The sequence below is a fragment of the Streptomyces sp. NPDC048696 genome (assembly GCF_043198895.1).
Lineage (GTDB): Bacteria > Actinomycetota > Actinomycetes > Streptomycetales > Streptomycetaceae > Streptomyces.
The window spans coordinates 454,067-479,516 of the sequence record NZ_JBICVJ010000001.1 but is presented as its reverse complement, the minus strand read 5'-3'; the positions used below and the strand labels follow the sequence as shown (position 1 = coordinate 479,516).

14 protein-coding genes and 1 pseudogene are annotated in these 25,450 nt (G+C 70.4%); 6 read left to right on the top strand and 9 right to left on the bottom strand.

Translation table 11 applies throughout. The annotated features are described in order from the left end of the window. Positions 1-124: 124 nt before the first annotated feature. The 4 genes from ACGFRG_RS02125 to ACGFRG_RS02110 all read left to right on the top strand — a co-directional run bounded on the left by ACGFRG_RS02125 (position 125) and on the right by ACGFRG_RS02110 (position 2,903). Positions 125-712 carry an RNA polymerase sigma factor gene (locus ACGFRG_RS02125; protein WP_361417124.1) on the top strand — a complete coding sequence of 196 codons (588 nt, stop codon included), beginning with the start codon at positions 125-127 and terminating at the stop codon, positions 710-712. A gap of 2 nt (positions 713-714) precedes the next feature. Further along, positions 715-1,416, top strand: a complete 702-nt coding sequence (locus tag ACGFRG_RS02120; RefSeq protein WP_361417121.1) for a Rieske (2Fe-2S) protein — start codon at positions 715-717, stop codon at positions 1,414-1,416. A 90-nt stretch (positions 1,417-1,506) separates the two neighbouring features. Next, positions 1,507-1,974 (top strand): cupredoxin family copper-binding protein, encoded by a 468-nt coding sequence (locus ACGFRG_RS02115; RefSeq protein ID WP_361417118.1) that lies wholly within the window; start codon positions 1,507-1,509, stop codon positions 1,972-1,974. Further along, positions 1,971-2,903 (top strand): metallophosphoesterase, encoded by a 933-nt coding sequence (locus ACGFRG_RS02110; protein WP_361417115.1) that lies wholly within the window; start codon positions 1,971-1,973, stop codon positions 2,901-2,903. Before ACGFRG_RS02115 ends, ACGFRG_RS02110 begins: the two co-directional genes overlap by 4 nt. Before the next feature lie 62 nt (positions 2,904-2,965). Here the strand turns inward: ACGFRG_RS02110 and ACGFRG_RS02105 are convergent, their stop codons facing one another. The 5 genes from ACGFRG_RS02105 to ACGFRG_RS02085 all read right to left on the bottom strand — a co-directional run bounded on the left by ACGFRG_RS02105 (position 2,966) and on the right by ACGFRG_RS02085 (position 13,980). Continuing rightward, entirely contained in the window at positions 2,966-3,610 is a 645-nt protein-coding gene (locus ACGFRG_RS02105; protein WP_393260428.1) for a hypothetical protein, read from the bottom strand. A 127-nt stretch (positions 3,611-3,737) separates the two neighbouring features. Next, positions 3,738-4,541: a methyltransferase domain-containing protein gene (locus tag ACGFRG_RS02100; protein WP_393260426.1), complete on the bottom strand. Its 804-nt coding sequence runs from the start codon at positions 4,539-4,541 to the stop codon at positions 3,738-3,740. A gap of 356 nt (positions 4,542-4,897) precedes the next feature. Then, entirely contained in the window at positions 4,898-5,437 is a 540-nt protein-coding gene (locus tag ACGFRG_RS02095; RefSeq protein WP_361417106.1) for a hypothetical protein, read from the bottom strand. 134 nt (positions 5,438-5,571) lie between these two features. After that, positions 5,572-9,387: a hypothetical protein gene (locus ACGFRG_RS02090; protein ID WP_393260423.1), complete on the bottom strand. Its 3,816-nt coding sequence runs from the start codon at positions 9,385-9,387 to the stop codon at positions 5,572-5,574. Between the two features lie 6 nt (positions 9,388-9,393). Continuing rightward, positions 9,394-13,980, bottom strand: a complete 4,587-nt coding sequence (locus ACGFRG_RS02085; RefSeq protein ID WP_393260420.1) for a hypothetical protein — start codon at positions 13,978-13,980, stop codon at positions 9,394-9,396. 446 nt (positions 13,981-14,426) lie between these two features. Here ACGFRG_RS02085 and ACGFRG_RS02080 point away from each other — a divergent pair, with 446 nt between their 5' ends. Continuing rightward, a complete protein-coding gene (locus ACGFRG_RS02080; RefSeq protein ID WP_393260418.1) occupies positions 14,427-15,308 on the top strand; it encodes a hypothetical protein in 882 nt (293 codons plus the stop codon). A 353-nt stretch (positions 15,309-15,661) separates the two neighbouring features. Here ACGFRG_RS02080 and ACGFRG_RS02075 read toward each other — a convergent pair whose 3' ends face one another. The 3 genes from ACGFRG_RS02075 to ACGFRG_RS02065 form a co-directional block, all read right to left on the bottom strand. Then, positions 15,662-19,522 (bottom strand): hypothetical protein, encoded by a 3,861-nt coding sequence (locus ACGFRG_RS02075; RefSeq protein WP_393260416.1) that lies wholly within the window; start codon positions 19,520-19,522, stop codon positions 15,662-15,664. Then, entirely contained in the window at positions 19,519-22,287 is a 2,769-nt protein-coding gene (locus ACGFRG_RS02070; RefSeq protein WP_393260413.1) for a hypothetical protein, read from the bottom strand. The genes ACGFRG_RS02075 and ACGFRG_RS02070 overlap by 4 nt, the downstream gene beginning before the upstream one ends. A 126-nt stretch (positions 22,288-22,413) precedes the next feature. Further along, positions 22,414-23,151 (bottom strand): BTAD domain-containing putative transcriptional regulator, encoded by a 738-nt coding sequence (locus tag ACGFRG_RS02065; protein ID WP_393260410.1) that lies wholly within the window; start codon positions 23,149-23,151, stop codon positions 22,414-22,416. A gap of 305 nt (positions 23,152-23,456) precedes the next feature. Between ACGFRG_RS02065 and ACGFRG_RS02060 the strand changes: the two genes are divergently transcribed. After that, the gene (locus tag ACGFRG_RS02060) at positions 23,457-24,605 is read left to right on the top strand and encodes a hypothetical protein (protein WP_393260407.1); all 1,149 of its coding nucleotides are present in this window, start codon (positions 23,457-23,459) and stop codon (positions 24,603-24,605) included. Between the two features lie 31 nt (positions 24,606-24,636). On the opposite strand, the pseudogene ACGFRG_RS02055 reads toward ACGFRG_RS02060, so the two are convergent. Beyond that, positions 24,637-25,351 (bottom strand): annotated as a pseudogene (locus ACGFRG_RS02055) (sterol carrier protein domain-containing protein). Positions 25,352-25,450: the final 99 nt, after the last annotated feature.

The following is a 25,450-nucleotide window of genomic DNA, read 5'->3' as shown; positions in this document are numbered from 1 at the left end:
CGGCCCGTCGGCCGGATTCCCGCCGACGGGCTCGTCCCCGGGTCTCCCCAACTCCGTAACCCCGCGCGCTACTTGTAGGTGAAGCGGGGCTGGACCCCGAGCCTGCGAGCCGAAGCGGTGGGACATGGCGGTGCGCCGGTCGAAGGAGCCCGGGCGTGGGCCGGGGGCGCGCGGGAGGCCCGGCGCGTCCCGGCTCAGCCTTGTCGGCGGTGAGACGTACGCCGACTGGGAGGCGATCTACCGGGACAATGTGGACCGGATCTATCGGGTGATGTTCTCGAAGGTCGGCAACCGCGCCGACGCGGAGGACCTCACCACCGAGGTCTTCCTCGCGGCGCTGCGCCCGTTGCGGACCTCGGCCACCGTGCCCGAGGTCCGCGCGTATCTGCTGGCCACCGCGCGTACCGTGCTCGCCTCGCACTGGCGGCGCGTCCTCGGCATCGAGGTCACCCACCTGCCCGAGGAGCACGCCCAGCAGGAGCCGGATACCGAGGAGGCGCCCTCCGACGTGCCGCGCCGTGCCCGGAGCATCCTGGACGCGCTGCCCGACCGCTACCGTCGCATCCTCGAACTGCGCTTCCTGGACGCCAGTTCGCTGAAGGAGGCGGCCGCGGAACTCGGCGTGTCCGTCGGCAACGCGAAGGTGCTCCAGTACCGGGCGCTGCGGCACGCCGCGTTGGTGGCGGCCCGGCTGGAAGAGACGGAGGGGTGACGGTGGACGACGAGGCCGAGAAGTACATCGAGGCTCTGCTGCGCTCGCGCCGCCCCAAACCGTTCCGGGCGCGTCCCGAGGACGCCGCGGAGATCGCCACGGCGATCACCCTGCGCGCCGCCCGCCCCGGTGCCGGTGCCCCGAGCGAGGAGTTCGTGGCCGCGCTGCACGAGCGCCTGGCGGCTCAGCTGGACGAGCCCGGCCACGTCCCGAAGGGGGGCACCCGCAGAAAGTTCGTGCGGGGCGCCTCGCTCGCCGCCGCGGCTGCCGCCGCCGCGGTCCTCGGTGATCGCGCGCTGCTGCGGGACCACCCCGAGGAGAGCCCGCCGAAGGCGTCGACTCTCCAGCCGAACGTGGGGACTTGGCACACCGTGGCCACCAGTGCCGAGCTGCCGCACGGCGCTGTGCGCGCCTTCGACACCGGCGCCGTCACCGGATTCGTCGCCCGGCTCGACGGGCGGCTGCGTGCGGTGTCGGGGGTCTGTACGCACCAGGGCTGCCGCCTCGTGCTCAACCAGGCGGCGGGACAGCTCGACTGCCCGTGCCACAACTCGGTGTTCGCGGTCACCGGCGAGGTGGTCCGCCACCAGTTCGCCCGGCCGTTGCCCGCGCTGCCCCGGATCGCCGTACGGGAGTCGGGGGACGCGGTGCAGGTGTACGTGCCCGCGGGCGGCGGTGTAACCCCGCCGCCTATTCAAGGGTGAGCCCCGCGAGCGGCGGGGCCGGCACGCGGTCCGTATCAGAGGGGCCGGAACAAAGGCCCCGTCTTCTGGACGGGCCGGACGGGGGAATCCATGCGAACAGCTGTGATCCGGCGCCGAGTCGCCCAGCGGGGCGCGGTGTTCGCCGCCACAGCCGCAGCGCTGGGGCTGCTGGCCTCCTGCGGGACGTCGACGCATGCCGGGAACGGGGGAACGAAGATGACCGGCATGCCCGCGTCGACGGCTCAGCGGGGCTCCCCGACGGCCGGAGGCGGCGGATCACCCGCCGCCTCCGCGCCGTCCTCCGTGGGCAGTGCCGTCGCCGTGAAGAACTTCGCGTTCGCCCCGGCGGCCCTCACCGTGCGGGTGGGTACCACGGTCACCTGGACCAACACCGACGACGAGCCCCACACGGTGACCTCCGACAAGGGTGGTCCCCTGCACTCCCCGCCGCTCGACTCGGGCGGGGTCTACCGGTACACCTTCACCAAGTCCGGCACCTACACATACTTCTGCACCATCCACCCGTTCATGCACGGCAGTGTGGTGGTGCAACCGTGAACGGCTTCCCGCACGGTATGACGCGCCGTCAACTCCTGCGCCACTCGGCCTGGTTCGGCTCGGCCGTCGTCCTCACCGTGGCCGGTGGCGAGGTCTACAGCCATGTGGCCGGATCCAGCGGCCACCAGCAGACGGCGAACGGACCCGACACCTTGTCGTTCGTGCAGCTCAGCGACAGTCACCTCGGATTCCACGGCGCGGCCAACACCGATGTCACCGGCTCGTTCGCACGTGCCGTCGACCAGGTCAACGCCCTGTCCGCACGCCCCGACTTCGTGATGCACACCGGTGATCTGACGCATCTGGCCACACCCGGCCAGTTCGATCAGGTCAAGCAGATGATGAAGGGGCTGCACAGCGGCTCCACCCACACCGTGCCCGGTGAGCACGACGCCATCGACGACGCCGGCCAGAAGTACCGCGCCGCGTTCGGCGCGGGCAGCCGCGGGGACGGCTGGTACAGCTTCGACATGAAGGGCGTGCACGTCATCGCCTTGGTCAACGCCCTCAACCTCAAGAAGCTCGGCCATCTCGGCACCGATCAACTGGACTTCATCCGCAAGGACGTGGCCGGTCTGTCGGCCGACACCCCGATCGTCGTCTTCAGCCACATCCCGCTGTTCGCGATGTACCCGAACTGGGGCTGGGGTACGGACGACGCCGTGCAGGCGCTGGCGTACCTGCGCCGCTTCTCGTCCGTGACCTGCCTCAACGGCCATGTGCACCAGCTCTTCAGCAGGGTCGAGGGCAATGTGACCTTCCACAGCGCCACCACCACCGCCTACCCGCTCCCGCACCCCGGCGACGGCCCGGCCCCGGCCCCGGTGACCCTGCCCGCGGGCAAACTGCGCCAGGCGCTCGGCATCCGAGAGGTGCGATACCACCGCGGCGACAAGCCCCTGGCGGTAACGGACCGCACCCTGGCCTGACGCCCCCCGGCCGGCCTCGACCACGAGGCCGGCCGGGTTTCGCCACGCCGGAGGACGGCGAACTAGCCCATGTCGAGCACGTCGGCCGCCGCCGGAGCCCGTACGTCTATCGGCTTGTCGAAGGCACTGAACGACGTGGTGCTCTGGAGCGTCGCTCCCTTGTAGAGGACCTTGAGGATGTACGGCTTGCCCTCGGCGGCGACGTAGAAGGTATACGTTCCGCCCTTGTCCGCCTGGTCCGTCACCTGAACCGGAATCGTGCGGGTGCCGTCGACCTCGACCGGGTCACTCTGCTGTGCCTTGCCGAAGGAGGCGAACTCCCGGGTGCACTCGCCGAGCCCGTCCCCGGGCGTCGCCGCGCTGGTAGGGGTCTTGACCCACCTCGACTGCCGCTGCGTTCCGGTCATCGGGTGTCCGGCCGCCTTGAGGTATTCACCGTTCGGGCGGGCGTAGTCCGTGTCGCCGATCCGGATCTGCTCGAAGACGGCGCCCGAGGTCCAGGTCGTCCTGGCCGCGCACGTGTGCTTGAGGTCGGTGGTCTGGTGGCTGGAGGAGGTGCCGCCCGCGCCACCGGTCGTCTTCGAGTCAATGGTCACCGAACGGAGCACGCTCATCGTGCTGTTCGCGTCACGAAGCAGTTCGTCGGCGGAACGTCCCTTGCCCGTGCCGCCCCCGGAGCAGCCGACAACGGCGGCACCTGCCGTCACACACGCCAAAATCCCTGTGACGGCCCTCGCCACAGCCATTGGTGCCGTACGCACGACGCCCCTCCCTGATCGCTCCTGCTGATGAAGTGATCACACTAATCGAGCCGCCCGGCCGGTAGGGACGGGATTACGGGCGGCGGCCCCACGCCGAGATCATCGGGGCGGTGGCCAGGTCGAGGCGACCGGCGGTGACGTTGGACAGGTGGCGGTCGATCTCCTCGTCGGTGGCAAGGCCCTGCCCGACCAGAAGGTGACGCACCTGCCGCACTGTCGCGTCCTCCAGTACGGCACAGGCCGGGGACGTGATCGGGAAGTACGCGTCGGCCTGCACATCGGCCAGACCGGCCTCGCGGAGCACCCGGGGCAGGGTCCGCCCGTACGCGAGGTCCGCGCCGCGCCCGGCCATCAGGGTGCGGAAATCCGATCGCAAGCGGTTGGCGAGCCGCTGTTCAGGACCCGACTCGTCCGGGCACAGCCGAGGCATCAACATGGGGTCGGCGTCCTCCAGGAGCAGCCACCCACCGGGCCGCAGCGCCTGGACCATCCGGCGCAGTGCCTCGGCGCGGTCGGCGACATGCACCAGGACCAGTCGGGCGTGCACAAGATCGAAGGCGCCGGGCGGCGGGGGATCGGACGCGACATCGTGGGTCAGCACCTCGATCACCCCGTCGGCGATGTCCCGCGTCCAGGACACGTCGATGTCGGTGGCGACCACTGTTCCGGTCGGACCGACGCGTGCGGCGAGCCCGAGGGGTACGGAGGGACCCCCGGCCCCGACTTCCCAGCACCGCATACCGGTACCGATTCCGATCCGGTCGACGTGCCGGAACGTCACCGGGTCGAACAACTCGGCCAGGGCACGGAAACGTACACCCGCCTCGGACTGTCGATTGTCCAGCAGATAGCCGCCGTTGTCCTCGTTCTCAGTCATGCGGCGATTGTGGCAGAGGGGTTCAGGGTCCAGGCCGACTGCATGAGTTGTCGGAGCATGAGCCACGAGACGGCTGTGGCGCACGCCATCCGCCCCGGACCCCGGACCACCGGCGGCACCCGTGGCGCGTCGGCCACGGCCGGGGAGTTGTTGGCCGAGGGGGTGCTGTTGTGCCGTGGGCGGAGGCTGCCACGCTCGTTCCAGCCCTCTGCTCCGGCGACACGGCTTTCTCCTGGCCCGGTCGCCGGTGGCGGTGTACGCGGAGGTCCCCCGTCTCGGCGTACACCCCGGGTGCCTGCCCGCCCATCGGCGGCGGGCAGGCACCTGTCCGCCCCAGCGCCCTCACCCGGGGTCGGCTACAGCCAGCTCTGCCGGGCCTCGGAGACCGGCTCCTGCCCCGGTGGCCGGGCCAGGCGGCCGTCGCGGATCCCGTCGAGGAGCAGGTTGATCGCGTCCATGATCTGCGGAACCGTACGACGCAGGTCCGCCGAGTCATCCGGCCCCACCTCATCCGGAGCCACTCCCGCCTCCTTGAGCAGCCCGTCCAGGTCGCCCAGCCGCTGTGCCACCCAGCCCAACGGGTCCGCGGTGAGCTGCTCGACGAACACCCGCCGGCCGGGCTCCCACGCCCGGAACCGGGGGTGATGATGCGTCCGGTCGAAGCTCGCGAACGGGCCGTCCGCGGATTCCAGCAGGTCGCCGCGCCACAGCGGACGGTCGATCATGATGGGCCGCGCCGAATAGATGGAACCTTTCAACTCGCCCGGCTCCAGCATCCGCAGCTCCAGGCGGACTCCCCGCTCGGGACCTTCCTGCCCTGGATCGGGTACGGGATCGACGAAGTAGAGATCACTGACGACGACGCCGACCCGCTCGAAGCCGAATGCGTACAACACCGGACCGCCTCCACTTCGGGTGCCACACCATGAACTCCCCAGCGCCTCCCGCCCCGTGGCGGGGACCAGACGGTGCCTGCCCAGGATGCGGACCGGGGACACCTCGCGTGGCAGGGATTCCGCGCGCGTGTGGTTCAGCAGGCCGGTGGGATCGGGGTGAGGGGGGAGCAGCGCAGGATGCGTTGGCTGGTCAGCAGGCCCAGGTCCGCTCCCAGGGGGTCGGAGGCCGTGGCGGAGGCGTCGCGCTGCGGTTGGCCCTCGGCGGGGAGCAGTTCGACGGTGATCACCGACAGCGGTGTGTCGGCGGGCAGGGCCAGGTCGTCGAGCGCCGTCGCGACCTGCGACGTGTCGAAGGTGGCGACGCCGATGAGGTCGCGGGACGCGGGCCGCGGATCGACGGGGCCGTCGTCGAGCCGCGGCGGGGCCGGGGCGCGGGCCAGGAGGACGTTGCGGTGATCGGTGCCGTCGGCCTGGACGACCTGGCCGTAGAGCAGGGCCCAGATCTGGGTGCGAGGGTCGCCCTGTCGTAGGTTCGTGAGGCGGGTGCCCTCGAACACCGCGCAGGCGTACGGCGCGGTGACGACGATCTGCGACGCCTCGTACGGCGAGGGCTGATCGCGCAAGGCCGTGCAGCGCAGCAGCGGCGGGGGATGCTGCACTCCCTTGATGATCAGGGCGCGGCCGAACCGGGCCTGCGCCGTCGACCAGCGCGCCGGTGTGTGGCCGATGCGCAGCTCGTACGTCCAGAACCCGAACAGCTCCGGCGCGTCGGCGGCGACACCCTCCGGCAGCGGCACGATGAAGTGGCGGGGCGACGGGTCGGCGGTGGTCGGCTTCGCGGCGGTCATCCGTGTCATGGCCCCGAAGCCCGAGTCGTCGTCCGGCTGTTGGGGGTGGATGACCCGGATCGGTTCCGGGTCGATGGGCAGCGGAGGTGGAGGCGGTGGATTCGGCAGGGCCGCCTCGGCCTGCTCGAACCAGGTGGTCGCACCGTTCAAGGTGTCCGGAAACGCGCGGAGACCATTCGTGATCCGGCCGGACAGCAGCGGGTCGGGGCCGGAGCTGACGGCTCTGGCGAAGACGGCGTCCTGCGGATCCGCCACCGGCTCGTCGAGCTCGAACCACAGGACACGACGGCGGGGTTCGGTGGAGGCGTAGGCGTCGCCGGGGGTGTACGGGGAGAGCGCGATCCCCGCCGACACCACGGTCGGCGTCTGCCGTGGCTTCACCGCGACGGGCAGTCGTACGGAGAGGACGCGTTGCTGTGTGCCTTCGTCGCTCGTCGGAGAGAGGAGCTTGGGTGCGAACGTCCAACGCGGGGTCGACTCGGCCGGGAACGCGCCCGGGGCGGGCTGGGGATCGATGGCGTCGAAGAAGATGAGACGCGTCCTTCTCCTGCGGTCGGCTCCTGCCCCGCCGGCGGCCGTACCGCCGTCGCCGTCCGCCATGGCGTCGGCGGACACCACGAACGGGACCCGCAACTGGCCTATGACAGGGCCGAGGTCGTTGGGGTCGGTGTGGGGCGCGGTGTCCTGGTGGCGGTGTACGACGATGCCCTCGTCCTTGAGCCCGTCCCAGGTCCAGTCGCGTACGAGGTCCAGCTCGATCGCCACGATCCACTGGCCGAGCAGCTGCTCCTCGTCGGCGAAGGTGAGGGCCGCGTGGTCGCCGCCCAGTGTGTGGCGCAGGGCGTTGGACACCCCGAACAGGACGCGCTCGCCCGCGCGTGCGCTCAGCGCGAGCCCCTGGGCCGTCAGGGCCAGCTCCTTCGCGACGCGATCAGCCGGGTCCGGGCCGGGCTGCAGGAACATCGCGTGGAGCCACGACGGGGTCACGGCGGGGAACAGCGCGGATTCCGCGGCGGCCTCGGCCCGGGTGGCGAGGTGGCTGGTCATGCCGGTACGGGTGGCGTCCTCGTCGAAGTAGTCCGGCTTGTCGGCGCACACCGCGGTCAGGCGTAGGCGTATGTCGCGGGCGCTCGGCACGGGCAGGGTGGTGGCACCGTCCGCCGGGCGCGGCAACGTGGCGATGTCGGGCTGATCCACGTAGTCGAGCGTCAAGGCGACCTCGGGATCGGAGCCCGCGGCGCCACCGGGCCCGTAGGCCGGGAACGCGGCCTCGTGCTGATAGAGCTCGTAGAAGCCGTCCGTGTCGGTGCCGAGCGGATCGTGGGCCGGGAGCCGTACGTCGACCGCCACGCGGACACCGGTGACGTCGGGGTCGCTCACGCCGACTCCGCGTCCCTCCTTCTTGGCCGTCGGCGCGTCGGCGCGCAGCGCGGCGAAGGCTGTCGGGGCGTCCACCCCGGCGAAGACCAGCGCGGGGTAGCCGATCAGGGGCCGCCGCACCTTGATCGTATGCACCGTCGTCACCGGGGGCCTGGTCTCATGGGGCGCCGGTACCGGGACGTCGGTCGTGATCCGCAGGGTGCTCGGCGGGATGTGGCGCAGGAAGCGCGTGGCACCCGTGGGCTGGTCGCCGGGGCTCAGCACCGTGTCGTCGACTCCGGGTCCGCCGCCGGTCAGATCCGCGAACCGGCAACGGAACTCGTACCGTTGGCCGTAGCGCAGCGGGACCGGGGTGGCCGGGGCGGCGTAGGTGGCTGCCGGGACGTCGATGGGGACGTGGTTGCCGTCTTTCGGCCGGGTGCCCATCAGCTCGTACAGGGTGGGATCGGCGACCACGAGCGAGTCGCCCTGCCAGCGGGTGAAGTACATGGGCAGCCACGCGGTGCCGGTCGTCGAGTGAACGCTGCGCGCGGGGACCGGCTCGACGGTGAGCTCGCCCTGGAACGTCTGGCTGAAGACCGGCGTGGCGGGCGGGGGCGGGAAGCTCAGCGGGGCCGGTTTGCCGTCGGCGCCGATGGAGTGGGCCCGGCAGAGCGAGGTCCAGCCGGTGTGGGCGGGAACGTCCGGCATCCGTACGTCGACACGGTATCCGCCGACCCCCAGCGGGGCCTCCAGCGCGCTCGCCGTCGGGTCGAGCCGTGCGCGCAGGGCGTCGAGCTGCCGGGTGAGCCAGAGTGTCACCTGCTCGTCGTCCCAGCCCACGTCGATGCCCGCGTCGGTGGCGGGCTTGAGCTGGTTGTGGCCGCTCGTCCCGGCGTCCGCGGTGACCGCCTGGGCGGTGTGCACGATCTTCGCGAAGCCGTCGTCGTAGTCGGCCGCCTCGGCGAGCAGTGTGTCGTAGCCGCCCGCGAGGCCCACCGGGAAGAGGACCGCGGCGAACAACGGCCGTGCGGCGGTGGTGAGGGGCGGCAGGAGGGCGGCGTAGCGGCGAACGGTGTCCGTCCCGGTCGGTGTGACGGGGCCGGTGGGGTCGAGTTCGAGGTAGAGCCAACCGCCCCGGGCGAGTTGCGCGGGATCCGCCACGGGAATCGTCAGATCGTGGATGAGGCCCAGAGTCCGGGCCATCAGGGGCTGGCGCAGCGCGAAGCTGAGGACGGCACCCCAGGTGATCCGCTGCGGCGGCTTGGGGTCGCCCTCGACGGCGGCAGCCGTGTCGCGCAGTTCGCATCCGAACTCCTCGCCGAGGGTGGTGCCCGGTCCGGGACGCTCGAAGGCGAAGGCATCCGTGTAGCTGCTGGGGAGTTGCTTGCGGAACGACGTGCCGGCCAAGCGGGCCAGGCGCTGCGGGTCCGACTCCGGCGGCTCGATCCGGAACTGCTGCCCTAGCGCGTCGAACAGCGCGGTGGCACCGGCGGGCGCGGTCGCGGTGAACGGGACCTCCAGCACACCGGAGGGCGTACCTCCGTACAGCGCGTCCCTGCCCAACCGGACCAGCGCCCGCAGCTGCCAGGACGTGCCGGAGAACTTCGGCAGACCCGCCGTCGGCGTGGGCGGCGCGGTCGGGTCGCCGACGGGGAGCAGCAGGACCCGGGCCTGCAACTCGGTGCCGGTCCACCGCTGGGGGAAGGCCAGGAGCGAGAGTTGGACATCGGACAGGGCCATGGTGACTCACGGGAGGGGGAGGGCGATCTCGGGGGTGGTGATGTCCTGGCGGAACTGCCAGTACCCGTCCCAGTCGACGTCGGCCACCCAGCACGCACTGAGGTGGATGCCGACCGAGACCGAGGCGGTGAGGCCGATCGTGATCTCGGGGATGGTCGTCGGGGGCGGGATCTCGGGCGGGACGAAGGGCTTTTCGAAGAACTGCGGCGGGGGGATGACTCCCAGTCCGGCCGACAGTGTGATGGTGGCGCTGGCCAGCCCCTCCAGTACGTCGACGCTGGCGCGGCCGGACAGGATCGCCCTGAGCTCGAACGGGTCGGGGCCCGTGTTGAGTTCGAAGGCGATCGCGACGGAGGCCGCGCCAGAGGCGATGCCCAGGTCGATGGCGAGTCCCAGGCCGAGACCGCCCTGTACGACGACGTCGAGGCCGTTCGGGCCGATCGCCACCTGGACCACGCCGGTACCGGCGAGCGGTGAGACGATCCAGCGGAACGGCTGCTGCGGGCTGCCGAGACCGGCGACGAACCGCACATCGCGCGGTGCCAGCGAGACGTCGAAGCCCATGTTCACGGCGACATCGGTGATCTGCCCGGCGCCGAGAGGGAGGTTCGGCAGGGCGAACGCGTTGAGCACGCTCAGATGCTCGCCGGAGAAGGCGACCTTCAGCCCGGCGCCCGTGCTGCCAGGCAGGAAGCGGGCGACCTGCTGGACATTGGTGAAGATCGCCTCAAGGAACTTGAGAGTGCCGCCGTAGGTGACCCACAGGTCCTCGACGGTCGGCGCGCTGTGTTCGTCGACCTTCACGGTGCCGAAGATGCTGACCAGGGGTTCGCCGTGGTAGTCGACCAGGAAGCAGACCCTCTTCAGGGACAGGCTCCACCGTGGTGAAGCCGCTGGATCGACCGTGATCGTGGCCTGGGTGGGCTTGGCCGGGGTCTGCTCATCGTGGTAGTCGAGCAGGACCTGGAGGGCCTGCGGCCCGCCGAGGTCCATCAGTACCGTCTGCTTCGCCGACACCAGCGGGAACTCGTCGTGGTAGCTCAGCGCGCCGTCGGTGACGGCCAGATCCTTGATGCCGACGAAGTCGAAGGCGTCCGCGAGACCGGGGAAGGGGCCGACCGCTCCCAGGAGAGCGCCCATGTCCGCCAGGTAGGGCGGGCGGGGCAGGGTGATCGGCTTCGGGTCGTTGCCCACCCGGGGCCGGTCGAACAGGATCGTCTGGGTGCCGAACGACTGCAGGAAGCCATAGCGGACGCTCGGCTTGGCGGTGTCGGCGAGTGCGGTGATGTCGGCGGGGTCGGCCACGTGCCAACGGCCGGATCCCGGGTAGGACGCGTTGGGCCCGACCACCGGCACCGGGAAGGACGGATCGAGCGCCTTCGGCGCGGCGTCGCCCTCGGTCGTGCGGACCACGCTCCAGGCGCCGTCGCGAGGGAGTGCCGCCGATCCGCGTACGGCGGCGACCAGGTGGGGAACCACGCTGTCCTGATTGCAGGCCACCTCGACCCGGGCGGCGCCCAGGAGCAGCCCGGGTTCCTTGTCGGTGCCGCCGAGAAGGAGGGAGCAGTTGATCGGCAGCGTGCCCGGGCCATGGGTGGAGAGGAGGTCGAACACCTGCGGTGCGCCCGCCGGCCGGACGCGCGTGACCGTCTGTCCGCCTTTCTGTGTCGTGTACTTGGGCCCGTCGATGAGGATCCAGCCGGTGGCGCCGTGGGACGGTGTCCGCTTTCCGTCGGACCCGCCCGTGACGACCAGCCGCGGGTCCGAGCCGGTGGCGAAGGCGACGTCGCAGTCGAAGGTGACGGGTTGCCAGGTTGTGGGGGTCGAGTCGGTCTCTCCGGCGCGGGCCGGCACGCTGAACTGCGGTGCGGCGAGGCGGATGGTGCGGACTCTCTCGGCCGCTTCGAACAGTCCGGGATGCCGGACCTCCGGTGCGAAGGCCGGTGCGACGGCGGGATTCCCCGCGGGGTCGCCCTCGTATGCCAGTCGGCCGTCACCGGCGGCGAGCCAGCCGCTGTCCTCCCGGAGCACCCACCCGCCGTCCGTACGGTCGATGGTGATCGTCCGCACCACCCGGATGTGCTGCGGATACAGGACGCTCTGCATCTGAACCACGACGTGGGAGGCGCGGCCGACCAGGACGTCGAACCGTGCCTGGATGATCGCCGGGCCGACCGCCGCGTGGTCGCGCCAGTCGCTGAACAGGCTCGCGCCGTATCCGGACAGCTCGTAGCGGCGTACGGGGACGCCCTGTCCGGAGTCACGACTGCCGAAGTCGCCGGTGAACCGCGTGTAGATGTCGGTGCTCAGGACACCCTCGGTGTACGCGCCCACGTCGTGCACCAATCCGGGCAGCGTGGGATCGCGGGCGGGATCGGCGGGTCCGCCCCGGATCGCCACTTGCAACCCGCCCACCAGGGGTCCCTCGAAGGCCGGTTGGTTGAGGAGGACACTGCCGCCGCGCGCCAGGAAGGTGGGCCGGTCGTTCGGGTCCATCGCCTGGTGCGTGTCCACGTCGGCGATCAGGCCGAACGGCAGCGGCAGCCTCGCCTCGAAGTGGTCGCCCGCGCCGATCGCTTCGAGGTAGGAGGCGAGAAGCGGGATCGGTGCGAGGGGAGTCACCGCCGTGCTCTGTGTTCGTACCACCGCAGGGCCGCCGTCGTGCGGGGGCGACGGAAGCGGGATGTCACCGCTGCCCGGATCCGGCGACTTGGTGAGCATCGGCTCCCAGGAGATCGGCGGGAGTGTGATGACGGCCGCCACGTCCCCGGGTGCCCGCACCGAGAGCCCTTCGAGGCTGAGCGAGCTCGCCGATTCCGTGGGAATGGCCAGGCCGAACTGGTCGGCGTTGCTGGACACGTCCAGGAGGACGAGCGGAGCGTCGGAACCCGCGCCGGTCGGCACCCCGCGCATGCCGAAGCTCAACTTCGGCTCGGTGGGCACCGGCCAGGTGACACTCGTCTGCACGGTGAAGCTCGTGGCGGGATCGCCGCGCGGGTTCGCGTGGTTGGTCGCGTACGGGTCGGGCAGGATCGGCAGCAGCGCCCGCGCGGTGAAGACCAACGCGAGCTCGCCTTGGTCGACGCTCTCGCCGACGAGGTGTCCGGTCAGGCGCAGCGCCCCAGGAGGTCCGGTGTTGAGCAGCGCGTTCTCCAGCGCGAGCGCCATGCGCGGGGGATCGGCCGCGTTGGGACCGAAGGCGACGACAGTGACGCTGGTGCCCTCGGCGCCGAGGGACAGCGCGAGCGACGCGATGCCCGGAGCCACCCGGATCCGTCCGCCGTCGGCGGTCACCGGGCGGTCGAAGTGACCGACGGCGGAACGCCAGAGGAAGACGATCTGTTCCACGCCCGGTCGGCTTCGATAGATCGGTGGGGGGCCGGTGCCGACGGCGAAGTCGATGCTGGAGCGGCGCGGGGGAGAGGCGCCGGACTCCTGCCACAGCAGCAGCCGCTGGACGACGCCGGGCTCGTGCACCGAAGGCCACGCGGTGATCTGGCCGGGAGCCACGTACAGCAGCAGGGAGTGGACCGGCAGCGGCTCTCCCAGCCCGGTCCATCGGGCTTTGAGCGGGCCGTCCAGACGGAGGGCGAGGGAGCCCGCGCCTTGCGGGTCCGTGACCACGCCGGAGACGGCCCGCGCCACCGGCAGCGCCCATCCGGCCCCGCTGATGTCCGCCGCGTCCCCGATCTTCCACAGCTGCGACCGTACGTCCGTGAAGGCGAAGGCGGCGGCCGAGGCGGTCGCGGGTACGACGACCGAAGCCGAGACAGCGTCGTAGAACGCGGGGTCGGTGGAGCGCGAGAGGGTCACGGAGGATCCGTAGACGCCGAGGTGGGCGTCGCTGAAACCGATCTTCGCCGCCCTGAGCATGCGGAGGTCGAAGGTGGCCGAGGCGGGGAGGCCGACGGTGGCGGCGGAGGCGTCCTCGCCCGGGCCTCCCGCCGCTCCGGCACCGGGCGGGGCAGCGACGTCGACGTCCAGTCGCAACCGCCAGTCCCCGCCGAGGGTGATCGTCGTCGAGGTGGTGCCGACCACGGTGTCCAGCCCCACGCTGCCACCGCTGACCGGCAACCCCACGAACTCGTCGAGTGGCCGTCCCGGCACGAGCGCGGCCGTCGCGAGCCATACGGCGCCCGCGGACAATGCGGTGGACCCGGGCGTGATCGGCAGCAGGGCCAGCAGCATCGGTGTGCCGACCGGGTAGTTCACATACACCTGGATGTTGCCGGAAGGGGCATACGTATCGACCCAGATCCAGTCGCCCGCGTCGTTGCGGAACGGGCCGCGAGTGGTTGTCGGCGGCATGCGCGGGTCCGACTCGGCGGCGATCGGGTCGGCCTGGCTCGATGGAGAGGTCCGGATACGGACGACGGGCCGGTCGAAACCGGGCAGGGGCGCGGTGGGCGCGGCGTACGGGCCTGACGGACCCGGCATACCGGCTTCGGACTCCCGCATGGACGCCGCGCTCTGCCCGGCGTCCAGGGCGTGGAGAACGTCGGAAAGGGCCTCCGAGAGTTCGTCCGCCGAGGCGCGGGGTCCGGGCCGGATCCCTTCCAGTCCTTGGATCTGTTCGTAGCGTTCCGCTGCCATCGGAACGTCCCTTCCCGACCGCGGAGCCAGTGCAACCGTCGTTCTTCAGCGGTTGCTTCGCACGATAGGGGGCGCATCGTTATTTCCGCGTCACGCGTGCGTCAAGAACAGCGCGGCAGCGCTTTTCGACTTTGCACCGCTCCCGTTGAAGAGGAGCATGGATCGTGGGGTGAGTTGTGCAGGGAACGGAGGGTGTGTTGAGAAACCGACACCCGACCCGGCGATCGGGTACCGAGGACCCGCCGGCACATCGCGTGCGTCTCCCCGGGTTCGTGAACGAGGACGACATCGGCCTCGGAGATTTCGTGCAACGAGTGACCAAGGCGGTGGGGGTCCCGCCCTGCGGCGGCTGTACGAAGCGCGCCCGAAGGATGAACCAGTGGCTCACCTTCTCCGGTCGGCCCGGTCGATCTGGTCGGCAACACTGAGGAATTCAGGAGCCTCCCATGAGTCTCGAAGACATCGGGAACGAGCCTTCGGCCTCCGTGGTCCCCGAGGAGTGCCACACCTGCGGGGCGGAGCCCGATGCCCCGGACAGACACGGGGCGACGCACGAGCCACCGTCGTTCTGCTACGCCCTCGGCCGGGTCGACTTCCGCATTCCCGATCTGGGCGTCGACCGGGAGCTTGCGCAGAGCATCGGGCGGAGCAGGAGGGCGAGCCTCACCGACCGCGAAGCGGTGAGCGAGGTCCTCGGCAGACGGGAGAACCGCTACCTCGTGCGGCAGCTCTGCTATGTACTCACCGTTCAGGGCGTCGACACCTACCTTCTTCGGCCGCGTGACCCGGCGGACTTCCGTCTGCTGGCCCGTGCCGTGCGCGCCAATCCCCGAGCCACGGACCTCGATGTCGTCGTGGGACTGCGCGGCGGGATCGCGCCGCCGGAGCTCTGCAACGGCTTGATGCTGCCCGTGGTCCACTTCGATCAGCTCTTCTCTTTCGACACCGACGAACTCGTGCTCGCCATCGAAAAGCCCGATGACATGTCGGAGCACGAATTCGCGGCCGCGGCTGAACGGCTGCTGCAGAGGATCATGCAGATGGCCGACAACGCGGGTACGTCGGACGAGCACCGGGCGCTGAACTACCTGGCGGTGCGCTACTCGGCGATCTACATCAAGACGTTCGAGAAATCCCTCGAAGACTCGTTGCTCACCGCGATCGACGTCCGCCCCTCGCACATCGAGGGTGGGCGAAGGGTTATGGACGTGGTGTTCTCGTTCACCGACCGGCGTACAGACGTGATCGACAAATGGTTCGTACGGGTCGATGTTCGGGATGAATTCCCGTTCATCCTGACCAAACTGTCGCCCTACTACGACCATTGAGACTGCTGGCGAGAAAGGACAACGACCGTGAGCGTGCCAGGATTCACCGCGCAGCCGCGCGACGTGGCGGTCTTCGCTGCCGCCGACGGCGTCGACCCGGGCACCTGCAACTACGAGTGTGGGGTCACGTGCCGGAATCAGTGCAAGAACAGTTATGACGTGCCCAAATGTATCGCGAAATGCATGACTCCGTGCTTGGGGGAGTGTGAATTTGAGCCTTCTTGCCAAACGTACACCTCCTGCCAGGATGGCATTCTGTATATCCGCTACCGCTGTAAGGAGGAATACAACAAACCTCCCGTCGTCAGCCCGTGGGTGGCGTTCGACACTTGCTGAAGACTTGTTGACCTGGTTCACAGGTTGAACGTGTCGAAGTAGCTGAGCCGCTCGCCCGTCACGGAAGTCCCTTGGGTCGTGTCGGTCTCCTGTACGAGGATCCGTCGGGAGACGGTGCTCGGCTGCACGGTGAGGGTTCCCGTCCAGAGTCCGATCTGGTTGGTCACCTGCTGGAGAGCGAGGTCGACCGGCGTCACTCCCGTCAGTGTCTGCCAGTCGACAGGGTCGTCGACCGTGGACCGTCCGCGGGCCTGCAACAGGGCGGTGAACTTGGTGCTGAGACCGTCCGGTCCCGCGGGCGGGACCGGGCCGCTGACCGTGACCAGCGCGTTCGTGCCGCTGAGAGTCACCGAGGCGCGACGGGTCGTGGGCAGTTGGACGAATCCGGCGTCGGCCACGGTCGACAGGCGCAGGTCCTCGGGTGCGGTCAGGGCGTCCGGTTGCAGCCGCGCCACCTTGAGCCGCACGAAGGGCTGGTAGAGGTTGTCGGCCAGGAACTGGACGTCCGCGTACCACAGACGGCGGTGACTGTCGTAGGCGACGGGGTATCCCATGGCCTGCCCGGGGGAGACCGTCATGGGTATCGCGCCGACGAGATCCGCAGGCCGGGGGAAGGCGATCACCGGTGCGGCGCCGGCTTCGCGGATGGGGTCGCGCCCCCACATCGTGGCCCACTGTTCGGAGGAGTCGTCGGGTTGGTCCGTCTGCCCCAGGACGAGGACGGCGAGCAGTTCGCCTTCCCCCGAGAGGTACCACGGGCGCTCCAGATAGACCCGTACCGCTCCGCCTTTCCGCGTGCGAGCCAGGACTCCGTCCGTATGGTCCTCCTGCCAGCGGAAGGCGGGTACGACGCTGTGGACGGCCGGTGCGGGAGGCCGGGTCGTGGCCGGTACGTGCAGCGTGACCGAGGCACCGGCGCGGGTGACCGGGGGCACGACGAAGGAGACTTCCACGGATTGCCCGTCCGTCACGGCCCCGCCCTCGCGGCGTGCGACATCTCCGGTGGCGTCGCGGATCAGGACGTCCCGCTCGGGGCTGTAGGCGGTTCCGGGTTCGCCCGGGGTGCCGTTGTCGGTGAGTGCCGGGACGGCGGCACGTACTACGGCGGTACCCGGTACAAAGGCGTCCGCCACGTGCTGCGGGTTCGTCCCGGTCAGTCGCAGCGTCTTGCGCTCGGTGAAGTACGCGACAAAGCGCGAGGTGCCGACAGGGGTGAACTGCACCATGTGGTGGCGGGTGTCGCCCGCGTCATGGCGGGCTGTGAACGGCACGGTGTCGACGGCGCCGGTCTCGGGCACGTCCCCGCTGTCCGGGTGCAGCAGGGCCCGGGCGGACGAGGTGGTCGGCCCCGGCTGAGTCGTGTCGTCGACCGTCTGCGTCCAGGCGGCCTCGGTGTGCAGGGACTGCGTCGATGCCCGGTGGATCGCCACCGCCTGGTCGTCCAGGACGTACGCGGTCGCGTGGGGCTCGCGCAGGATGCGCGGTTGGCCGAACGCCGGGGCCGCGACGGGGCAGGGGACGGCGTGGACCAGATGCAGTTCCGTGGTGGGCGTGAGCTGTGCGACGCGGCCGGCGATGGCATGCGCGCGTGTCTCGGCGATCTCTTGTGGAGTCCGGGTACCGGTGTCGGCGAACCAGTGCCACAGGCCCATGATCTCCTCGTCGCCGGAGCTCAGCATGCTGCTGAGCGGCGCCGAGAAGGCGGTGCCGGGCGCCAGCGTCAGCTCCACCAGTCGCTTCGCCGGAGTGACGACCGGAGGCGGCGGGGCGGCTGCCGCAGTGCCGGGAATCGCCACCAGCCGCAGCGGGAACCGCTGGTACCAGGCGGTGTCCCGGGGCCACGGCACCAGCAGTTCAGGCGTCCCGGGCAGACCGTGCAGGGCCATTCCGTCCGAGAGGGGGTCGGGCAGCCAGGGCAGATCCATCGCGTCCGTGTCCACATAGGGGGTGCCACCGGCGCCGGCGTCCGCCGGGCCGGTCACGACACCGCCGTCGAGCCGCTTGAGCAGGGCGTAGACGCCGGGGTCGAGGCGGTGTTCACCACCGACGTCCAGCACGCCGTGCCGTTCCAGCATGAGCACCGCGGCCTTGGGCGCCAGCAGATGGCGTTCACAGGCCGGCCCTTTGACCGGGGCCGTGGGGTCGCGGTTGTCGGTCCGTACGACGAGGACGGCGACGGACTCCCCGTAGGTGACAGGGCGGCGCGAGACCAGGATCGGGGCGGGCACCGGCTCGTAGCGGGAATAGCGCAGGGGTGCTGTCGCCGGTTCGCCGGTGCTGGGCTGTTCGGTGAACGGAAGGCTGCGTCCCGCGAGGTCGACGAGGCGTGCCCGGAAGCGGTAGGAGCGCCCGTAGCGCAGCGACGGGAGTGTTCTGGCGGGTGGACCGAAGCTGGCGGCGAAGGGGAGCGTGGGGTCCCCCATGGGAGCCGGGTCCTGGAGCCGGCCGGAGAGATCGAGCATCTTGCCCGGCGGTTCGGCGATCAGGCTCCAGCCGTGCCAGCGGAACAGCGATTGGTGCAACCGGGAAACCGGGTGTCCCTGCTCGTCGAAGCCGCGCGCGAGGGCGTCGGTCACCGAGCCTTCGTCGTCGACCGGTACGGGACTGCTCGACCCGTGCACGGTGTACGCACCCACGCGGCGGCAGAGCGGATACCAACGGCGGGAGCCCTCGTCGTAGACGTCCACCCGGTAGCCCTGCTGCACATTGTCGCCGTCCAGGGTGATGGCGTCGCCCGGTTCGGGCTGGGGCGTCCCCAGGTCCTCGTCGATGAGCTCAGCTTGTTTGAGGATGTTCTGGAAGGTGACCTGGCGGTCCTTCTCGGCGACGAAGATGCCGTCGGTGTGAAGGGTCGGTGCGCGCAGCGCGGGGGCGAGCCCGTCGCGGGGGAGACGGCTCAGCGCGTTCGCGTACGACTGGAGTGCCAGCGCCCCCGCGTCGACGTCGAAGTCCACCACCGTGAAGCGGCCGGCGTCGTCCAGGGGCAGGTGCAGTGCGGCCGCACTGCCGCCCGCCCGGGCCAGTACCAGCCGTCCGGCTTGCGCCAGGCACTGGGTGCATGGCACGTAGTTGTTGACGAACTGGCTGTTCAGCGGCACGGCTTGAATGGTCACGGGCCCTTCGAGACCTGTGGGCAAGGCGAATTTCACCTGACGGACGAGGCCGACGGCGGTCATCAGCGCCGGGTGGTCGGCGAGCGCGGCGAGCAGGGCGTGGACATCGCGCTGAAGGGCCGACGCCTGACTCGGCGGGGCCTGCCTCCCGGCTCCGTGGACAGCGAGCGGCCGATGGAAGTCGGCCAGGCGCACCCAGCCGGCCGGGTCCTGGGGGATGTCGTCGGGCAGGACCCCTTGCCGGAGCAGCGAGTTGAAGGGATCCACCGCGATCCCGGAGCCCTGCGGCAACCCCACCCGGCGTACGAGGCCGTCCACGGCGTCCCATTGACCTGGCCGGCCGGTCCCGCCGGCGGCGGTGAACAGCCTGCCGTACTCCTCGCGCAGCGCACCCGCCACGAGGCGGGTGGGGTAGGACTGGATCGGATCCTTCGACACCGTGCGGTCGAAGAGGAAGGGCTGTACCGGACTGGAGTCGGGGAACAGCGCCCGCCACAGGGCTGGTTCGGGGACGGCGCTCACCGTGGTCCGCACGGTCACCGACTCCCCGGTCGGCTTCTTGATCCGTACGCTCAGCTCGAACGCGAAGTCCGGCCAGACGCTGACATGCGGGTACCGGCACAGGGGCAGCACCGCGGTACCCGCCGGATTCCCCTCGTCCGTGGACAGCTGGAAGCCGAACACCAGGGACAACTGCGCTTCCCCCGTGGCCGGATCGGCCGAGGGATCGGGCAGCAGCGTCCAGACGACCGTTTCCTTGATCATTGGTCCCCCATCGGTGCGAACGCGTCACACCGGGCCTGCCAGGGCACTTGGGTCGGAAACGCGTCGCCGAACGACGGGTCGCCGCCACCGCTGAAGGAACGCTCCACCGACAGTGTCACCGCCTGGGAGAAGAAGGCCAGCCGAACCCGTACGGTCACGGAGGCGATGCCGTGCACCTCCTTGGGCGGGCGGAACTCCAGCGCGAGGTAGAACTCCACGGAGATGGTGATGATGCCGAGGACATCGAGTGCTCCCACGGCCCGGAGGAAACCCTTGATCTTCGATCCTTCGGGCGCGAGGTACAGGTAGATGCCCGCCGTCACGGAGACGGAGCCGCTGGCCACTCCGAGATCGAGGGCGGTGGCAGCACCGAACTCCAGCTGGGCCTCCAGCTGGATCTGTCCCGAGTCGACTTCGAAGCGGAAGAAACCGCCGCCCCCGAAGAGGGAGACCGTGACGAGGAAGGGGTGGTCGCGCGACGACAGAGCGAACGCGGCGCTGACCCCTCCCGCACCGCGCAGCGGAAGGACGACCGAAGCCGACAGGGCCAGGTTCTGCATCAGGAACACGCCGATACCGATCGACGGGATCGCCAGGCTGTAGCCGATTTCGATCCGGTCGGGGTCCGACGTGATCCGGGGTCCGTTGTCGGGGGACGGCAGGTAATGGCGCAACGCGTCCAGGAATTGCAGGTCGCCGGCGAAGGTCACTTCGCCGATCTTGGGGTCGAGGGAAGGCGAGGTGCCGGTCTTGCTGGTGAAGGCCAGCCGCTTGAACTTGATGTCCAGGATCGAGAGGAACGACAGGGTGAAGGAGCGCAGCTCGCCGCGGATCTCCGCCTGGGGCTCCCCGCCGGCCAGCTGGATCAGGGTGGTGCCGCGCAGTTCGAGCTCGGTGTCGGCGGTGGTCACCAGGGGGCCGAAAGTGTCTACCTTGACCTTGGTGTGCCAGGTGAGCGTGGTGCGTACCCGGTCGGGCGGTGCCAGGGCCCCGGGCGGGCGCAGCACCTCCGTGACCATACGGGGCACATCCTCCCTGTCACCGATCGTGGTGAAGTCGGGTATGGGCGGGATGAGTTCGGGCAGATTCAGGAATCCGAGCAGTTTCGCCGGGGAGACACCACCGGCGGCGGGCGGCGCGAAATAACTCAGCGGGTCGAACCGCCCGTTCTTGAACGCGGCAAGGTCGCCGCCGATCAGACCCTGCTGGCTCGACAGGCCCGTCACCGACATCGCCAACGAGGCCACCGCGCCGGTCGTCGCCGCCGGCGGCGCCAACGAGGCAGGGTTTTGCAGCCGTGCGTAGACGTTCTTGGCAGCCGTCAGGCCGTGTTCGACGTAGTCGATGTCGCGTTCCAGCCGCTGCACCTGTCCGGCGGTCACATCCATCGCTCCGCCGACGCTCTGCGCGGTGAAGGCGTCCAGCGCGGGTAGCCGGGCCTCGACGCCGAGCAGTCGGGGAAACGCGGCGAGCAGTCCCGCGTTCTCCAGATCCGCCGCCGCGACCGTCGACGGCTCCGCACCGATGTGCAGCGCGGCCACTTCGACCGTGGAGGACTCGGGGGTGTCGCCGGTCGTGGGGGCCAGTTCCACCCTTCCGGCCGCGGGCAGCGCCAGATCTCCCACTTGGGAGGTGTACAGGCGGGCGGCATCGTCAAGACCCGCGTAGGCGAGGTTCCCCCGGACGAAGGCGAGGGGCGCGCTGAAGGTGGCCGAGTGCCCGCGGCTGTCCTCGGCGGTGAGGCTGAAGCGTCGGCGCCGGTCGGACTCGTCAGGCCCGTACACCCAGAATCCGAGGTCGAGGAACTGCTCGTCGCTGCTCGACACGTCGGCGGTGAGCGGGCCGTTCAGCCGGACCTGCTCGAAGGGGAAACCCCGGCCCTCGTGCGGAAGGGCTGCGAGGCCGGTGTAGGCGATCCGGGGGACGAGGACGACCAGATGGCTCGTCTGGACCAGTCCGTAGTCCAGCCGCCGTTCCGTGCAGGTGGAGATCTGCACCGGGAAACCGAGGGGGAACAGATAGCCCCGCTCCACCACCTGGACGACCGTGTCACGGCCGCCCACCGACTGGTGGCGATACGCCGTCACTCCGACACCTTGGACCCCGTCCCAGTTGCCCGTGAGGTCCACCTCGGCGCCCAGGGCGTTGAGGGCCAGGCGTTTGGCAAGGACCGGTCGTGCGCCCATCGCGTCGGCGATCTGCCCTCGCTGCGAGGGGGTCAGAGAGCTGACGAAGTCCTGGCTGGGACGCGGTACCCCACCGGAGTCCAGCGATACGGGAAGGGTGGACGCCAGGGCCCCGGCCGGATCGGTCGCGGCGGGCGGGAGCGCGAGGTGGGTCTGCCACAGCCCGGTGACCCCGGCGGCGCTGGTCACCGGCTCCACCGCGTGCACCCATGTCACCGCCGTGGGTACGGGCCGGAAGGAGAGCCCCCAGACGCACTCCAGCGAAGTGCCGTCCCGGGTGGTCGCCAGCGACGCCCAGTTGAGCAGGCCGGCCGCCGTGAAGGGGATCGACGCGTTGGGCGGTACGCCCAGAGTGAGCGTGCTCGGGCCGGAGAGCTGAGCGGCCTTCACCCCGGTCGTCGCCCCGCCGAGCGAGGTCGCCTCCTCCAGTACCGCCTGGGGAGGCAGTTCCACGGAGAGGGCGGCGGGCGATGCAGGATTCGCGACCACCAGCTTCCGGTCGGCTCCCACGCCCGTCTGAGCGAGGTTGATGAAGTTGAACGTAAGGACCACCATGTCATCGCGGCGCAGCAGCGTCACGGGCCTGTGCTCCATGGGGATGAAATCGGCCTGTGACGACTCTTCGCGAGGTCCCTCACCGTAGTCGTGCTGGGTCATGGTCCTTGCACCTCAGCAAAAGGGTAGGCGGAGTCCGTCAGCCCGCCGTCATCGCGCTGTTATCGGTGGGCTGCTGTCGGTGGGCGGAATCATCCGGGCGAACCGGTGGGACGGTTCGAGGCCCAGCTCCTCGCGGAGCAGCCGCTGGAACGCGCGGTAGTGCCGCACCGCCTCGATCACGTTGCCCTCCGCAAGGTGCGCGGACACCACTGCCCGGTGGGCGCTCTCGCGCAACGGCTCGATCCGCACGCTCGCGAGGGCCGCCTCCAGAGCGAGCGCGTGACAGCCCGCTCGCGCCAGGCTCTCCGCCACCGCGTCCAGGGCGTGCAGCCGCAGTTGGCGCAGCCGTTCCCGCTCCAGGAGCACCCAGTCCTCGTCCCAGCCGGGCAGCAGGTCGCCGCAGTCCCGCAGCACCGCCAGCGCCGGTCTGTCATCCGGCGTCCCGGTGGCCCGCACCACGCTCAGGGCGGTCTCGGCGAGTGCGTGGGCGTCCACCGTGACACAGTCGGCGATGGACATCGAGTCCCGGTTGCAGTGCAGGAGCGCCCGCTCCTGCCCCGGCAGCTTGCACAGGGCCGTACGAAGGCTTCCCCTGGCGTGTTCTTCGGTGACGTCCGGCCACAGGGTTCCGGCGAGCACCGTCCGGCTGACATGCCCCCGCAGTCCGACGAAAGCCAGCAGTCGTTGCGCGTTCATGCACAGCTCGACCGCTTCGGTGTCGTACTCCAGCCGGAACTGGCCGAGCAGGCGCAAGCGCGGCGCAGAGACTGGTTCCGAGCGGTACATCTGCCCTCTCACAGAGTGCGTTTGGAAGCGCGACCTTGCCGAGTTGGCGCATTCCACGCTACGTCACACGGCGTCAGTCGGCTCGTCCGCGCAGTTGCGGTGCTCCGGTGGCGGGGATGAGACTGATGGTGTAGGCGCACGATGCGCCAGGCGGTCTCCGGACACTGGAGCGGCAGACCGCGCCGGGCCGTTGGAACATCTCCCCGCAGTGCGGCCGAACGCATCCTGCGCACGGTGCGTGCCGTACGCGGTGAGCCCTCGCGCGGCGCACCCCTCTCGTTGACGTGTGGAGAAGGGAGCAGGCCATGACTGATCAGGGAAGCGGCGGCACAGCGTTCTCGGTGCCTCCCGAGGGAGGCGGGCCGCACGGAGCACCCGGAGACGGCGGAGTCTCGTTCGAGCCCACGCCCGACCTGCTGGCTCGGCAGGACGAGGCCAGCGGCGCCGATCGGCAGGTCCTGAGAGCCAAGGAAGCGGCCGCCGAGGCGATCAAGCATGCCCTGTACCGGCGTTCCGCGGGTCCACGGTCCGCGGACAGCCTGCGCGGGGTGGACAACATCCAAGGAGTCGCTGTCGGGCTGGGCGAACCGGGCGGTGAAGGAGCGCCGGGCCAACAGGTCCTTCAGGTCCACGTCGCCGAGCCGGTGACAGCCGACGAGGTGCGTGCGCTGCTCGTGGACACCATGGACGTGCAGCCGGCCCGCGACGTCCCGATCCAGGTGATCCACAGCGGCCGCATCAGGGCGATCTCCGGAGCGTTCCGCAACCGCCCTGCCCCCGGTGGGATCTCCGTGGGGCACGTCAATATCACCGCCGGGACGATGGGGTGCCTGGCCGTGGGACGCAGCGGACCCGCCGCCGACAAGCTGTTCTGTCTGAGCAACAACCATGTGCTGGCCAATGAGAACAACGCCCAGGTGGGCGACTGCATCGTCCAGCCGGGCCCGGCGGACGGCGGCACCTGCCCCGACGACCAGATCGCGGTTCTGGAGAACTACGGCGTTCTCGATTTCACGGGCAAGACGAACTACGTCGACTGTGCGATCGGCTGGTGCTTCCCGGACCGGGTCACCCGCTCGCTGTTCCACCTCGTGGCGGGCGTCGTCCAGTTCTTCACCATCGGCAGCCAGACCGTTCCCGCCCAGAACGGCATGGGGGTGGGCAAGATGGGCCGCACCACGCAGCTGACGTACGGCTCGGTCGTGAGCACCACGTGGAGCGGCAACATCAGCTACTCCGGCGGCCGTACGGCCTTCTTCGACCGGCAGATCTCCATCAACAACCCCGGCTACCTCTTCAGCCGCGGAGGGGACTCGGGCTCGATCATCTGGACCGCCGACGCCGCGACCAACCCGGTGGGTCTGCTGTTCGCGGGGGACGAGGTGGGCGGCTTCACCTTCGCCAACCCGATCGACTGGGTCCTGAGCACCTTGGACATCAACCTCTCCACCTGATGCGGCACCCGCGGGCCCGGCCGGCGCGTGGTCAGAACCAGTGGAGGCGGTGCGGGGACCGTTCGGCGCGGAAGAGGGCGTCGGCGAGGGTGGCCGCGCCCGGGCGGTGGGCCCGGATGTGTCCGGCCCGCACGAGCGTGCTCGGGGCGGTGCCGCCGAGGTAGACCGAGCCCGGGTCGCTGATGTCCAGGGACAGGTCGGGGTCCCGGTCCGTGGGGACGCAGTCGGCCTTGCCGTCCCGGACGGTGAGCAGATAGCGGCCGTGCTCGTCGAGGAACGGGTCGTCGACGTCGAGGACGAGCTCGCCGTCCATGAACCAGCCGCGCGCGGTCAGCGCACGCGGGACGTCAAGGAGTCGCACCCAGAGCCAGTCGGTGTCGCCGCTCACCTCGCCGGCCCGGAAGTCCTCGAACTGCCAGCGCACCGGGTGCCCGGTCGGGACGTGCTTGAACACGACCCGGGTGACCAGGTCGTGTCCTAGCAGGAACCGGGCCAGGGCCGGCGGTGACCCCGGAGGTCGGCACAAGGATCTCACCGGGCAGGGTGAGCTCGAAGGAGTACGCACCGGCGGTGCCGACGGGCCGCCCGTCCGCCGCTGTGGCGAGCAGGTTGCGGTCCATTTCCTACGCCGACCAGAGGGCCCCGCCGCCGTCCCCGGCCGGGGTTTGACGGAAGCGCCCGAACGCGGCATGGAGGGTGTCGACGAAGACGTCGAGGTCCCGGCCGGTGGTGGGACGGATGTCCATCGCTGCCGCTGCCTTCCTGGGATACCGGGCACCACGACACGTGGTGCCCGGCGACAACGCAGCGCCGGCGCCGAGGCCGGGTCTGACGAATTACGGCCG